We start from the raw sequence: 13,830 nt of genomic DNA, 5'->3' as shown, positions 1-13,830 counted from the left end.
TATCTCATAATCGATGATGAAATAACACTGGTGGATTTGGTTGACTCGAGATTCTTTGGTGAAATGCTCGAGAAAATTGAATCATTGGTTCCGATATCAAAGATAGACCATGTAATAATAAACCATGTGGAGCCCGACCATTCCGGGGCCTTCCCGGATATGATGAAGATGATTCCGGATGCCAAGATACACTGCACGCTAAAGGCCAAGGAGGCTCTCCTTAAATACTATTACGGAGAGGAATACGACTACAATGTAGTTAAAACCGGAGATGTCTTAAACATTGGCAAAAGGAATCTTCATTTCATAGAATCCAAAATGCTGCACTGGCCGGACAACATGATGACATTTGTGCCTGAGGACAAGCTACTCTTGTCAAACGATGCCTTTGGACAGCACCTGGCAAGCTCGCATCTTTTTGACGATGAAAACGATATGGAAATGGTAATGAGAGAGGCAAAGACATATTACGCCAACATTCTCATGCCGTATGCTCCATTGCTTATCAGAAAGATAGAAGAAATTCAAAAAATGAATCTTGATATGGACATGATAGCGCCTAGCCACGGAGTCGTATTTAGAAAAGATCCGGGCAGAATAATTGATGCCTACCTTAAATGGGCAAAACCTGAAATGAAAAAGAAGGCTGTAATAATCTACGAAACAATGTACGAGAGTACCGCCAAGATGGCAAGGGCGATTGTTGAAGGCCTGTCCTCCGAGGATATTGAGGTAAAGCTATACAAGGCTGATTCATCGGACTTCACCAGCATCTTTTCAGAGATTGTTGACGCAAAGGCCATACTTATTGGATCATCAACATTCAACAACGGAATGATTCCACAGATAAGCTATTTTCTCGAGGAGGTTGTTGCGCTTAAACCCAGAAACAAGATAGGGGCGGCATTCGGTTCCTACGGATGGGGAAAGGGCGCAGTCAAGAAGATAGAGGCTCGAATGAAGGAAATGGGTGCAGACCTTGTTGAGGATGGACTTGAAATACAATATGCTCCATCTCAAGATGAATTGAAGCTATGCTTTGAGTATGGAAAAGGAATCGGTAAAAAGATTCAGGAGACATGTGGAAAATAGTAAGATTAAAATAATACAGAAAAAGTCCCGCCCTTGTGCAATGGCGAGGCTTTTTCTGTATTATGAGGTTTTTAAAGCCCAAGAAATCTCAAACTGCTGTCAAACTGGGTGTTGAGGACATAATTCAAGTGTTTCTTTTCCTCTTTCATTATGGTTTTGAATTCTTCGGGAACCAATTCCGGGAAGAGGCTCCTTACTTGCTCGACAAAGATAATGGAATCACGTTCTACTTTTTCGGCAATTACCAGAGCGTCTTGTTTGTTGTACCTGTTTTTAACATCTGCGTTTTGGAATATGTGGGTTTTAATAAGCATTTCCGTGTATTCCAAATCTTCTTCGGACAATTCTAGCATACCTCCGTTAGGAAGTTTTTCCAGAAGCCCTTGATAAATCTTTTCGTGTCGCAGTTCATCCGATGAAAGGTTTTCGAACAATGCCTTGGCTTTCTTGTCTTTCATATTTTCGGCTAAATTCTTATAAAGCTTTGCTACCTCCGCCTCGTGAAGGATGATGGTTTTAAAAAGTTTTCTTCCGTCAAACTCTTTCATATTATATCTCCTTTGCTATTAATAATTTAAAATGCTCTATTCGAATGTTTACCCATTTAGGTGCGCAACTAACAACTTATGGAAAAAAATTATAAAAGCGCTGCGGATTTTGCGAGCTTGTCGCAAAGGATGTTTTGGAGATGGTTTCTATGAGACTTGACCCATTCCATTTCAATATATTTCCCGTCGGTGAGTTTTTTTGAATTTTTTCCAATCGTCAATATTCTTGACTCTCGTTCCGTTCGCTGTGTGCTAGTCGTTAAGCTTCCAATTCCATATCACTTCTTCCTTAAGTCCCAAAGATCGAATGAGCGGCCGCTCTTGTTTATAAGCTTGCGGCGAATGTCAAGATGTATGAATCCGTCATAGAAACCTATGCCTTTAAAACCGGCATGAACGGCGAAAACCATTATGTGTTCCTTGTCGTATGAGTTCATCTTGATGTCGGCGGCTTGTCCCAGCATATGGAGGCTTTTGGGAGACCCGTTTACCCTGCGGTTCCATTCCTGGGTGCGGTATCCGGATGTTATAATCAGAGGCCTTTTGACAAGAAGCCTAAAGGATTCCAGTCTTTCAATGAGCTCCATTTCGATAAAGACCTTGCTCGGGATATCGCCAGGGTCTTTGCATACAAACTCAGATATGTAAAAGTGGTCAGAAAGCTTTATGTTTCTTGTAAGGTAATACACGCGAATCATCTCCTTTATTATAGAAATGACCCGTGTTTTTATTTTTTACATCAGTTTCTGACTATTTTATTTCTTCCAGCCTCTTTTGCCGCATATAAGTTTCGATCCGCCCTTTGAATAAATTCTTCAACATCAATTTTATCGTTTTTCAGTGTATGCATTCCGAAGCTGCATGTGATTTTTATATCCTTGCCCTGAAATACGTTATCCTCTTTCTCTATAGACAGCCTCAGATTTTCGATAATCTCAAGGGCTCTAAAACGACCGTGCGGTTTTCCAAATTTATCGGAAGAGCCGTAACTCTATACGGCTTTTCACCGTATAGAGGGCGTTCATGAATTCGATTTTGTCGAGAAGTTTTGCATATGACATGGTTTTCATCGGCGAATCAATCTCCTTTAAGTAATATTTTACCGTTTTAATCTGTTTATATTATATAATATATATGGCTTAATTTTAAAGATTTAAACATGTGGGGGGATATTCATGGAAAAATCAGGCATTATAGAAAAAGCTCTAAAGCTCGCAGTTGCGGCACATGAGGGACAGACGAAAAAAGGTACAGACGTTCCGTATATAGTGCACCCTGTCGAGGTTGCAATAATATTGATGAAAAACGGCGCTTCTGATGAAATGGTGACTGCAGGAATTCTCCATGACACGCTTGAGGATACCGATGTGTCCGAAAAGACAATCCGGGATGATTTTGGGGAGAAAGTTCTCGGGTATGTAATAGGTGCATCGGAAGTTTTGGAAAACAGAGACAAGGTTTCATGGAAGGAAAGGAAGGACCATACGGTTAGGTTTCTTGCTGATGCTCCCGTGGACATAAAGATGATTAGCTGCGCTGACAAGCTTAGCAACATAAGGAGCGTAGGAAGGAATAACCCTAAAGAGAAGGACGACTTTTGGAACAGGTTTAATGCCGGATATGAGGACCAGAAATGGTATTATAAATCGCTTATTGAAAGCCTTTCGAAGCTAGAGGGCATTGCCATGTATGAGGAATTCAAAATCCTTGTTGAGAAGATTTTTGGCGATTGAGCAAAATATCCATTAGAAAGCGAACCCGTATTTTTGCAAGAGTCAGCTTTAACGTTTTTTATTATTTTCCTTTTTGACATGAAAATCATTTTCCGAGATTCCGCATATCGGGCAACGCTTGATTCCAAGATATTTGTCCTTTACAAACATTACCTTTTGCCTGCAATAGGGACACCAAAACAGACCTTTTTCAAGAACCAGTCCCGAAGGTTTTTTGCCCGGGCAGGAAACAACTAGGTGTTTAATGTATGGCTTGAAGACCGTCTTCTCGAAGCTGTTTTCAAAAAACTGCTTCGTGTCGCTTTTAAAGTCCCAAAGTGAGATTTGGTTGTCAAGAATCTTACCTTTCACGCGATGCACCTCCCAGGCTCCTTTTTAATATTATATCATAGGCCGCGAGAGTGCAAAATGCATTTAAAGCCTTAATTTTCCGGGTCTAATCGCGCAAATTCGGCATCCTCAACTGTTCTTTTCGGTTTTGTGATAAATTCAATTATGTTTTCTATGAGAGATTTGTGCTTGATTTCCTGATCTGCCAAAAATCTGAAGGCTTTTTTTGCTTTCGGATCATCGGTTTCAGAGAAGGCATTCTCATAAATGCGTATGCTTTCGTGTTCCATTTCGATTGCTTTTTCATATACTTCAAGGTTTTCAGAATTGCAAAGAGATTCCTTGTTGGTTTTTAAGGATGAAATAAGCAATTCTGTAGCATTTTCAAGCAAACCGGTTTCCTTTTCCATACCATCATACTTGTCGATATTCTTTAGGATGTCGCAATGCTTTTGCTCTTCTTCGGCCAGCATGTTAAAAATTTTCTTGATTCCGGGATTCTTCGAGCATCCGGAAAAATTTTCATAGTATTTTTTAGCCGCCTCTTCTTTTTCAATTGCATAGTCTTGAATTTTCATTAAATTTCCTCCTTTTCATATGCATTCGTTCAATTGATACCCGACATTATTTTTTTAAAACAGCATAAAAAAGGGATGCGAAGCGATGGAAAGTGTATAATGTAGAAGGGGTATTAAAATGAAAAAACTTTACGAATTTAACATGGTCGACAATATCGTATTAACAAAAAAGTTTGTTATACTTTATTTTTCATCAAAGGAATGCGACGTGTGCGAAGTTTTTGGAATGAAATTGGAGGAGCTCTTGAAGAAATATCCGGAAATCGATTGTTACAGAATCGATATGGACAAGCGGCCTGAGGCCGCAGGGAAGTTCGGTATTTTTGCGTTGCCGGGAATCATAGGCTATGTGCACGGAAAGGAAACAATAAAAGAATCGAGATATATAAGTATAAAGGAGCTTGCAGGCAAGATTGACCGATATTACGACATTATATTTTAAGATACCGGAATCAAAGAACTTTGCGGTTTTAATCCTAAGGGAGAAGTAAACCCCGGAAGAGCCATCCGGGGTTTACTTCTAGCATATTCAAAACAATTAAAATTTCATTATTAATGGCTAACGGCTGAAAAGACGCATTATGAATGTGGCAATCAGAAATACAGGTATGGCGTAAAATAGGAATTTTAAAGTGAGCCCGAGAAGAGAGAACAGAACAGGCAGAACTATGAATATGAATATCGCAATCTTTGCGATGGACCAAAGGGAAGAGAAGAACACGTTTCCCTCCGGACTTCCTGTTTTTTTGCGGCTCCGTCTTTGTTTCTTCTGCATATGCTCTATTTCTTCTATTTTTTTCTCCACATCGGGATCTATTTCAATCGTTTCGAATTCAACGTCCTTAAAATCGCCTTTGTAGTCATTTTCGTCAAAAGTATTCACAATCAATCACCTCTCTAAAAGACTTTTTATCATTATACCAAAAAACCATTGCTTTTGTTTGAACAAGCATGGGATATAATATAAAATCAATTTAGAAGAATCGAAGGGAGCAACATTATGGATTTGACCAAATTGAACGAAAAGCAACTGGAGGCAGTAAAGCAAACCGAGGGACCCTTATTGGTAGTTGCTGGAGCGGGAAGTGGAAAGACTCGTGTTCTTACATATAAAATAGCCTATCTTATAGATGAACTTGGCATACATCCTTCTTCCATCCTTGCGATAACATTCACGAACAAGGCCGCAAACGAGATGAAGAACAGGGTTCGGGAGCTCGTTGGGGATTTGTCGAGAAACATGTGGGTAAGCACCTTCCATTCGGCCTGCGTGCGAATACTCAGAAGCAACATAGATAAGCTGGGATATACAAGGGATTTCGTCATATACGATACTGCAGACCAGAAAACGGTTGTTAAAGATATAATGAAAACACTTAGCATGATGGACGATTATGAACCGAAATACATGATAAATCAAATAAGCCGGGCAAAGGACCAATTGATGACCCCTGACCAATATAGGGAAAAAAACCACGCTAGCCTAGACCAAAAGAAGGTTTGGGAGGTGTACGACCGATATCAGAGGCGCCTAAAGGCAAACAATGCGCTCGATTTCGACGACCTCATAAACAAGACAATCGATCTGTTCAGGAAAGAATCGGATATTCTGGAAAAATATCAAGAAAGATTTCAATATATGATGGTAGACGAGTACCAGGACACCAACAAGGCTCAATATCAACTAATAAAGATGTTGGCTAAAAAAAACGGAAACCTTTGCGTCGTAGGAGACGCGGACCAATCCATATATAAGTTCAGGGGCGCAGACATTAGGAATATTCTTGATTTTGAGAAGGATTACCCGAATGCCAAGACTATCAAGCTTGAGCAGAACTACCGATCTACAAAAAGGATCCTTAAGGCGGCCAATGAGGTAATAAAGGGCAATCTGAGCCGCAAAAAGAAGAACCTTTGGACAGAGAACGAAGAAGGGGAAAGAATTCGCTACCACAAGGCTTACAATGAATACAAGGAAGCGGAATATATAGTAAAGACGATAGAAGACCTTAGGTACCGAGAATCATTGGCTAACCGTGATTTCGCCATTCTCTACAGAATGAACGCACAGTCAAGGGTAATAGAGGAGTCTCTCATGCGCAGCGGAATCACATACAAGGTTGTGGGGGGAAGAAAATTCTACGACCGCATGGAGATAAAGGACCTTATGGCGTACATGAAGCTTGCGCAGAACCAGAAGGACGATGTAAGCCTTTTCAGGGTAATCAATGTTCCCAAAAGGGGTATAGGCGCCAGAACAGTCGAAAAGATACGCCAAGCGGCTGCAGAAACCAATACGGATGTATTCAACATCTTGCTTAATGTTGAATCATTGGGCCTTTCAGCTAAGGCATCGAAAGGCCTTAGATCATTCGTCGATTTCATAGTAAGCCTTATTGACAAGAAGAACGAATGCTCTGTTTCTAAAATCCTCAGTGCAATAATAGAAGGAACCGGATATGTTGAGGAGCTTGTCCTTAAAGACACGGTCGAAGCGATGACCCGAATAGAAAACATAGAGGAGCTTGTCTCTTCAATAGAAGAATTTGAAAGCAAAACTCCGGATGTAACGTTAGAAATGTATCTTCAGGGCATATCGCTCATGAGCGACCTCGATAACTATGTGGAAGAAGAAGACCAAGTTGTCCTAATGACCCTTCACAGCGCAAAGGGTCTCGAATTCCCATGCGTATTCATGGTTGGAATGGAAGACGGCATCTTCCCGGGATTCAGGTCCCTTACGGATAACAAGGAGCTTGAGGAGGAACGCAGACTTTGCTATGTTGGCATAACAAGGGCACAGAAGCATCTTTACATGTCTCATGCTTCAAGAAGGACGCAGCATGGAAAAAACATGAGCAATCCAATGTCATGCTTTTTGGAGGAAATACCTAAAGAACTCATAAAGGGTCGCATAGAGGATGAATTGGAAAACAAGCGTAAATCGGGTTCATTTGACACTATGGTGAACCTTGGACGAGAAATTTTGGAGCCTGCGAAGGTTGACGAATTCATTTCGGGCGAGTTAAAACCGGGAACAAAGGTTAGGCATAAGGTGTTTGGCGAAGGGATGGTAATCAGTTCAAAGGGTTCTGGAGATAAAACCTTGCTTACAATAGCCTTTGACCAGAAGGGTGTAAAGAAACTAATGCTTGGCTTTGCGCCGCTTGAGATTATTGGATAGGGGTGATAACGTGAAAATTAGTCCTGAAGCAAAGCGCATAAAAGAGCTTGTCGATTCCATAAGGCATCATGAATATTTGTATTACTCTCAGGATTCTCCGGAGATTACAGACCACGAGTATGACCAGCAGATGCGAGAGCTTATAGATATTGAAGAGAAGAATCCGCATCTGGTTCCTCTAGATTCGCCGACCCAAAGGGTTGGGGGAGAGCCGATAGATTCATTTGGGCAGGTTACCCACGGGGTTCCGTTGCTTAGTCTAGATAACGCTTTCGGTCCGGAAGACCTGAGAGCCTTCGATTTAAGAACTAGGAAGGATCTTGGCAATCCGGCTAATTTGAGATATGCGGTGGAATACAAAATAGACGGGCTTACGGTAGCCCTCAGATATGAAAATGGAAGGTTTATTCAGGGCGCAACCAGAGGAAACGGCCTTGTAGGCGAGGACATAACTGAAAATCTTAAAACGCTAAGAAGCCTTCCGCTCGTACTAAAAGAACCTGTCGACCTTCAGGTGAGGGGAGAGGCATATATATCGAAAAAAACATTTGCAAGGCTTAACCTACAGCAGGAAGAAAACGGATTGTCGCCGTTTGCAAATCCTAGAAACGCTGCGGCAGGGTCCCTTAGGCAACTTGATTCAAAGGTGACAGCTTCAAGGGGATTGGATTTGTTTGTATTTGCGGCGCTCCAAATAGATTCGGATAATCTGAAGGCGCATACGGAGTCGCTGGATTTTTTGCGTGAGATGGGTTTTACGGTCACAAAATACAATACATTCGAAAACATAGAGTCTGTGATTGATTTTGCGAGGGAATGGACAGAGAAACGCCATGGACTGGATTACGACATAGACGGCCTTGTAATAAAAGTTGACAATCTGGAAATGCAGAAGCGCCTCGGAGAAAAATCGAAGAGCCCAAGATGGTCAATAGCATACAAGTTTCCCGCGGAAGAAAAAGAAACCGGGGTTATCGACATAATCGTGCAGGTAGGACGCACCGGAGCCATAACACCTGCGGCTGTTCTTGAGCCTGTGCATGTTGCGGGATCTGTAGTAGGCAGGGCAACCCTTCACAATGAGGATTTTATAAAAGAAAAGGACATACGAATAAATGACCGCATCATAATCCGCAAGGCGGGTGACATAATACCCGAAGTGGTTCGTGTTCTTAAAGAAAAGAGGACCGGGAATGAAAAGCCCTTTGTTTTTCCATCGGTCTGTCCCTCATGCGGAGAGAAGACGGTGCGCTTCGAGGGAGAAGCTGCCATGAGATGCATCAATGCAGGTTGCCCTGCGCAGCTGCGCAGGGGAATAATACACTTTGTATCAAAGGGAGCCATGGACATAGACGGTTTGGGAGAATCAATAGTAACGCAGCTTCTTGGCAGCAAGCTCATTTGCGACCCTGCGGACCTTTATAATCTAAAAAAGGAAGACCTGCTTAAGCTCGAACGAATGGGAAGCAAATCTGCCGACAATCTACTTAATGCCATAGAGGATTCTAAGAAGAGGGATATGTCGAGACTGGTATTCGCTCTCGGAATAAGGCACATAGGAAGCCGTGCGGCGAGTGTTATTTCAGACCGGTTCAAGTCGCTTGACGACTTAATGGAAGCCGGATACGAGGAATGGACTCTGGTGCCTGAAATTGGACCCAAGATGGCTGAGAGCCTCGAAGCGTTTTTCAAAGATCCGAATAATCTTTTAATACTTGAAAGGCTGAAATCATTGGGCCTTAGACTGACAGAAAGCGACTCAAAAAAAGAGGTGAAGAAAAGCCTTGAAGGGAAGACATTTGTTCTTACGGGTACGCTAAGCGGCTTCTCGCGAACGGAAGCCAAAGCGCTCATAGAGGAAGGCGGAGGCAAGGTTTCTTCAAGTGTAAGCAAAAAAACGGATTACGTTCTTGCCGGGGAGGCCCCCGGCTCAAAATACGACAAGGCCCTTAAGCTGGACGTCGAAATAATTGACGAGGCGGCTTTTAGAAGAATGATAGAAGAATAGGAGGATTTCGATATGGCAATAACTGTAAAAGACGTAGAACATGTAGCTAGGCTTGCCCATCTTGAGTTTGAAGAAGAAGAAAAACTTGGGTTTACAGAAAAATTGGGAGCGGTAATAGGCTACATCGAGCAATTGAAAGAAGTCGATGTCGACGGTGTAGAACCCACCAACCACGCTCTCGACATAAAAAATGTATTTCGCGAGGACGTTTCAGAGCCCTCGATGGATCGTGAAAAGATTCTTCAAAATGCGCCTGCTAAAAGAAGCGGCTGTTTCGAAGTGCCAAGAATGGTAGATTAGGAGGCGTAAATGAAAATATTCGATTTGACAGCCCACGAAGTGCGGGACAAACTAAGAAATAGAGAGCTTTCCTCGGTGGAGCTTACGGAAGAAAGCTATAAAAGAATAGATGCAGTGGAAAGCAAGGTGGATTCGTTCATCACATTTACGAAGAAAGAAGCATTTTTGCAGGCCAAGGCCTTTGATGAAAGGATGAAAAAGGGAGAGCTTCTCGGCGATTTGGCCGGCATACCGATGGCACTTAAGGACAACATGTGCACAGATGGTATACTCACCACCTGCGCTTCAAAGATACTCGGAAATTTCACCCCTCCCTATGACGCTACGGTAACCCAAAAGCTCAAGAACGCGGGAGCGGTCATAGTTGGAAAAACAAATATGGACGAGTTTGCAATGGGCTCGTCGACCGAAAATTCGGCCTACAAGACAACAAAAAATCCATGGGATACAGATAGGGTTCCGGGCGGTTCGAGCGGCGGTTCGGCGGCTTCGGTTGCTTCCGGGGAGGTTTTTTATTCGCTCGGATCGGATACGGGAGGTTCAATCAGACAACCTGCTGCTTTCACAGGACTTGTAGGATTAAAACCAACCTATGGACGTGTCTCCAGATACGGACTTGTTGCCTTTGCATCCTCACTTGACCAGATAGGGCCATTAGGAAAAGATGTAGAGGACTGCGCACTGGTAATGAATACAATCAGCGGGCACGACAGAAAGGATTCGACATCCATAGACCGCCCGGTTCCGGATTTCGCATTGGGAATGAAGAATGGAGTAAAGGGCATGCGCATAGGCATTCCCAAAGAATTCTTCGGAGAAGGCATAGATGAAGAGGTCAAGACCATGGTACTTGAAGCCGCTAGGCTCTACGAATCTATGGGTGCCGTATGCGAGGAGATTTCTCTTCCATCGGCCAAGCATGCCTTGTCGGTGTATTACATACTGGCAACCAGCGAATGCTCTTCAAACCTGGCTCGCTTCGACGGTGCAAGGTACGGATACAGGGCTAAAAACTACGAAGGCTTCAAGGATATGTTCATAAAGACGAGGAGTCAGGGGTTCGGAGAGGAAGTCAAGCGGAGGATAATGCTTGGAACCTATTCTTTAAGCTCAGGCTACTACGATGCATACTACAACAGGGGGCTCAAAGTAAGAACCCTAATCAAACAGGAATTCGAGAAAGCCTTTGAAACATACGACTTCATACTAACGCCTACTACTCCAACTACGGCATTCAAGATAGGTGAAAAATCGGATGATCCTTTGGAGATGTACATGAGCGACATCTGCACGGTTCCCGTTAACATAGCGGGCGTTCCAGCTATTTCGTTGCCATGCGGATTCAAGGACGGTTTGCCTGTGGGAATGCAGCTGATAGGAAAATTCTTCGACGAGGCGACGCTCATTAGAGCTGCCTACAGCTTCGAAAAGGCATCAGTGATTTGCAGACAAAGAGCCTCAATAATGGGGGGTGGCGTAAATGAACTATAGAACATTAGTGGGTCTTGAAATCCACGCCGAGCTTTTAACGGAATCCAAGATGTTTTGCACATGTTCGACGGAATTCGGAGGAGATGTCAACACGCATTGCTGTCCAATATGCATAGGACTCCCCGGAACGCTCCCTGTGATAAACAAGAGAGCCATAGAATTTGCTATAATGGCTGGGCTTTCGGCAAATTGCAAAATTGCAAAAAAATGCAAAATGGACAGGAAAAACTATTTCTATCCGGATCTTCCAAAGGCATACCAAATTTCACAATACGACATGCCTATCTGCACGGACGGATATATGGAAATAGAAACAGAGTCAGGTGTCAAGAAAATTGGAATAGAACGAATACACATGGAAGAAGACACTGGGAAATCGCTGCATACCGAAGACGGGTCGTCCCTTTTGAACTACAACCGCTGCGGTGTTCCGCTGATAGAGATTGTTTCGAGGCCGGACATGGCAAGCGCGGCAGAGGCCACAGCATTTCTGGAGAAGCTAAAGGCCATACTGGAATATATCGAGGTTTCCGATGTAAAGATGGAGCAGGGCTCGCTAAGATGCGATGTTAATGTAAATGTCGTTGCGGACGATGGAAGAAAAACTGAAATAGCGGAGATCAAGAACCTTAATTCGTTCAAGGCTGCCGCAAAAGCCATAGAGTATGAAACTGCGAGGCATATAGAGGCACTCGAGGATGGCGAAAACACGCTAAAGGATACCCGCAGATGGGATGATGTAAAGGGCGTTACAGTATCCATGAGAAGCAAGGAATACGCTAACGACTACAGGTACTTTCCGGAACCCGATTTGGTGGAGATGGAAATAAGCGAAGAATGGATAGAGCTCATAAGAAAAGAACTTCCCGAGCTTCCGGAGGCAAAGAAGGAAAGGTTCGTGAAGCTATACGGCATACCAGTCTACGATGCAGGCGTGATTGTTTCGTCCAAGGCCTTGGCGGCATTCTATGAGGATGCGGTGAGCCGGGCAGGGGACGCGAAGCTTGCCAGCAATTTTATAATGACGGAGGTCCTACGAAGGCTTAAGGAAACGGATGCGAACATAACGGACATGCCCTTTAATTCCACTGACTTTGCCAATCTTCTTAAATTCGTGATTGATGGAACCATAAGCAACAACATGGCCAAGAAGGTTTTCAGAGAAATGGCGGAGACAGGCAAAAAACCTGAAAAGGTAATAGAGGAAAAAGGAATGAAACAGATAACGGATGAATCGGCCATCGAGGAAATAGTTGTCAGAGTAATTTCAGAGAATCCGCAATCAATAGAGGATTATAAAAACGGAAAGGATAGAGCACTTGGATTCCTTGTCGGACAGGTTATGAAGGCGTCAAAAGGCAAGGCTGCTCCACAAACTGTAAACCGTTTGATTAGGGACAAGCTTAGCAATTTATAAAAACAAGAATAAACAAGAGAAGCCCCGGAATTCGTGGAAATTTCGGGGCTTCTCTTGTTATGAGCCGCATTAAGCATTTTAAGTTGTTAAGCAAGGCGGACACAATATGCAATGCATTGTATAAGTGTTTTTCTTAATGTAATATATAAGGGAAGAATTTGTTCCGGCGCGGCGAGTTGCAATCGATAACGGCAAGGAGGGGAATTGATTTGGGCAGATATCTGGCAGGAAGAGTTGTTTCAATGGCGATTGCTATATTTCTTATAATAACAATTACTTTTTTCCTTCTGCATGCCCTTCCAAGCGGACCGTTTTCGAGTGACAGACCATTGCCCGAACCGGTTCTAAATGCATTGAATGAAAAGTATCATTTAAATGATACGTTGCTGAAGCAGTATACCGACTATATGAAAGATATAATGGCTTTTGATTTGGGGCCAAGTTACAGAAAAACCGGCGCAAGCGTTAACCAGATCATTAAAGAAAGCTTCCCGATATCTGCGAAAATAGGAGGAGTTTCAATCGCTTTGGTATTGCTGCTTGGAATACCCATGGGAGTTTTGTCTGCGGTCAAGAGAAATTTATGGCAGGACCGTTATCTTATGCTTCTAGCAACACTGGGGATAACGATTCCAAGCTTTTTAGTTGCAACGGCTTTTATATATATTTTCAGCGCAAAACTCGGTTGGTTTCCAACATTTGGTTTGGGGACATGGAAGCATATGGTGGGGCCTGTAATAGCACTTTCGGGTTTTTCTCTTGCATTCGTGGCTAGGCTTACAAGGTCGTCAATGATTGAAGCTCTTGGACAGGATTACATAAGGACAGCGAGGGCAAAGGGGCTTTCTCGCAACTCCATTCTATACAAGCATGCACTTAAAAACGCATTGGCGCCTGTTGTTTCATCAATAGCTCCAATGGCTGCAACAATATTGACAGGTTCATTTGTAGTAGAAAGAATCTTTGCGATATCCGGTATGGGAAAGTATTTTGTGGAGAGCGTTGTCAACAGAGACTATACGGTTATAATGGGCGCAACGATTTTCTATGCGGTATTGCTGATTGCAATGACTTTCCTTGCTGATATGATACACGCCTTGATGGATCCAAGAATCAAACTTAACGAATAGGGGGGGGGTTGGGATGGCC

The 13,830-nt window shown here is 43.1% G+C and carries 16 protein-coding genes; 9 read left to right on the top strand and 7 right to left on the bottom strand.

The window, feature by feature from the left end; translation table 11 throughout:
* Positions 1-1,092 (top strand): flavodoxin domain-containing protein (locus JJE29_04675; GenBank protein ID MBK5251910.1); only part of this gene is annotated, 1,092 nt, incomplete at its 5' end.
* A gap of 71 nt (positions 1,093-1,163) precedes the next feature.
* On the opposite strand, the gene JJE29_04670 is transcribed toward JJE29_04675, so the two are convergent.
* From JJE29_04670 to JJE29_04655, 4 genes are all read right to left on the bottom strand, one after another.
* On the bottom strand, positions 1,164-1,640 hold the full coding sequence (locus tag JJE29_04670; protein ID MBK5251909.1) for a hypothetical protein: 477 nt from the start codon (positions 1,638-1,640) through the stop codon (positions 1,164-1,166).
* An 89-nt stretch (positions 1,641-1,729) separates the two neighbouring features.
* Entirely contained in the window at positions 1,730-1,861 is a 132-nt protein-coding gene (locus tag JJE29_04665) for a hypothetical protein (protein ID MBK5251908.1), read from the bottom strand.
* A 57-nt stretch (positions 1,862-1,918) separates the two neighbouring features.
* Positions 1,919-2,329, bottom strand: coding sequence for a DUF882 domain-containing protein (locus tag JJE29_04660; GenBank protein ID MBK5251907.1), 411 nt, complete (start codon positions 2,327-2,329; stop codon positions 1,919-1,921).
* A gap of 50 nt (positions 2,330-2,379) precedes the next feature.
* On the bottom strand, positions 2,380-2,574 hold the full coding sequence (locus JJE29_04655; GenBank protein ID MBK5251906.1) for a diguanylate cyclase: 195 nt from the start codon (positions 2,572-2,574) through the stop codon (positions 2,380-2,382).
* Positions 2,575-2,830: 256 nt separating this feature from the next.
* Here JJE29_04655 and JJE29_04650 point away from each other — a divergent pair, with 256 nt between their 5' ends.
* Complete coding sequence (locus tag JJE29_04650) at positions 2,831-3,373, top strand: bifunctional (p)ppGpp synthetase/guanosine-3',5'-bis(diphosphate) 3'-pyrophosphohydrolase (protein MBK5251905.1); 543 nt, start codon at positions 2,831-2,833, stop codon at positions 3,371-3,373.
* A gap of 48 nt (positions 3,374-3,421) precedes the next feature.
* On the opposite strand, the gene JJE29_04645 is transcribed toward JJE29_04650, so the two are convergent.
* Together JJE29_04645 and JJE29_04640 are read right to left on the bottom strand one after the other, a co-directional pair.
* Positions 3,422-3,724, bottom strand: a complete 303-nt coding sequence (locus tag JJE29_04645; GenBank protein MBK5251904.1) for a hypothetical protein — start codon at positions 3,722-3,724, stop codon at positions 3,422-3,424.
* A 71-nt stretch (positions 3,725-3,795) separates the two neighbouring features.
* Complete coding sequence (locus JJE29_04640; GenBank protein MBK5251903.1) at positions 3,796-4,281, bottom strand: ferritin family protein; 486 nt, start codon at positions 4,279-4,281, stop codon at positions 3,796-3,798.
* Positions 4,282-4,399: 118 nt separating this feature from the next.
* Between JJE29_04640 and JJE29_04635 the strand changes: the two genes are divergently transcribed.
* Complete coding sequence (locus tag JJE29_04635; protein MBK5251902.1) at positions 4,400-4,723, top strand: thioredoxin family protein; 324 nt, start codon at positions 4,400-4,402, stop codon at positions 4,721-4,723.
* A 117-nt stretch (positions 4,724-4,840) separates the two neighbouring features.
* On the opposite strand, the gene JJE29_04630 is transcribed toward JJE29_04635, so the two are convergent.
* Positions 4,841-5,164, bottom strand: a complete 324-nt coding sequence (locus JJE29_04630) for a hypothetical protein (protein MBK5251901.1) — start codon at positions 5,162-5,164, stop codon at positions 4,841-4,843.
* A 117-nt stretch (positions 5,165-5,281) separates the two neighbouring features.
* On the opposite strand from JJE29_04630, the gene pcrA reads away from it, so the two are divergent.
* From pcrA to JJE29_04600, 6 genes are all read left to right on the top strand, one after another.
* Positions 5,282-7,465: a DNA helicase PcrA gene (gene pcrA, locus JJE29_04625; GenBank protein ID MBK5251900.1), complete on the top strand. Its 2,184-nt coding sequence runs from the start codon at positions 5,282-5,284 to the stop codon at positions 7,463-7,465.
* A gap of 10 nt (positions 7,466-7,475) precedes the next feature.
* Complete coding sequence (ligA, locus tag JJE29_04620; protein MBK5251899.1) at positions 7,476-9,473, top strand: NAD-dependent DNA ligase LigA; 1,998 nt, start codon at positions 7,476-7,478, stop codon at positions 9,471-9,473.
* 12 nt (positions 9,474-9,485) lie between these two features.
* Complete coding sequence (gene gatC, locus JJE29_04615) at positions 9,486-9,773, top strand: Asp-tRNA(Asn)/Glu-tRNA(Gln) amidotransferase subunit GatC (protein MBK5251898.1); 288 nt, start codon at positions 9,486-9,488, stop codon at positions 9,771-9,773.
* 9 nt (positions 9,774-9,782) lie between these two features.
* On the top strand, positions 9,783-11,264 hold the full coding sequence (gene gatA / locus JJE29_04610) for an Asp-tRNA(Asn)/Glu-tRNA(Gln) amidotransferase subunit GatA (protein MBK5251897.1): 1,482 nt from the start codon (positions 9,783-9,785) through the stop codon (positions 11,262-11,264).
* Positions 11,254-12,681: an Asp-tRNA(Asn)/Glu-tRNA(Gln) amidotransferase subunit GatB gene (gene gatB / locus JJE29_04605; GenBank protein MBK5251896.1), complete on the top strand. Its 1,428-nt coding sequence runs from the start codon at positions 11,254-11,256 to the stop codon at positions 12,679-12,681. Before gatA ends, gatB begins: the two co-directional genes overlap by 11 nt.
* 209 nt (positions 12,682-12,890) lie before the next feature.
* Positions 12,891-13,811: an ABC transporter permease gene (locus JJE29_04600; protein ID MBK5251895.1), complete on the top strand. Its 921-nt coding sequence runs from the start codon at positions 12,891-12,893 to the stop codon at positions 13,809-13,811.
* The last annotated feature ends 19 nt before the right edge of the window (positions 13,812-13,830 follow it).

This window comes from Peptostreptococcaceae bacterium (genome assembly GCA_016649995.1).
GTDB lineage: Bacteria > Bacillota > Clostridia > Peptostreptococcales > BM714 > BM714.
Note: the sequence above shows the minus strand (reverse complement) of the source record. Positions and strands in the feature narration are given on the sequence as shown.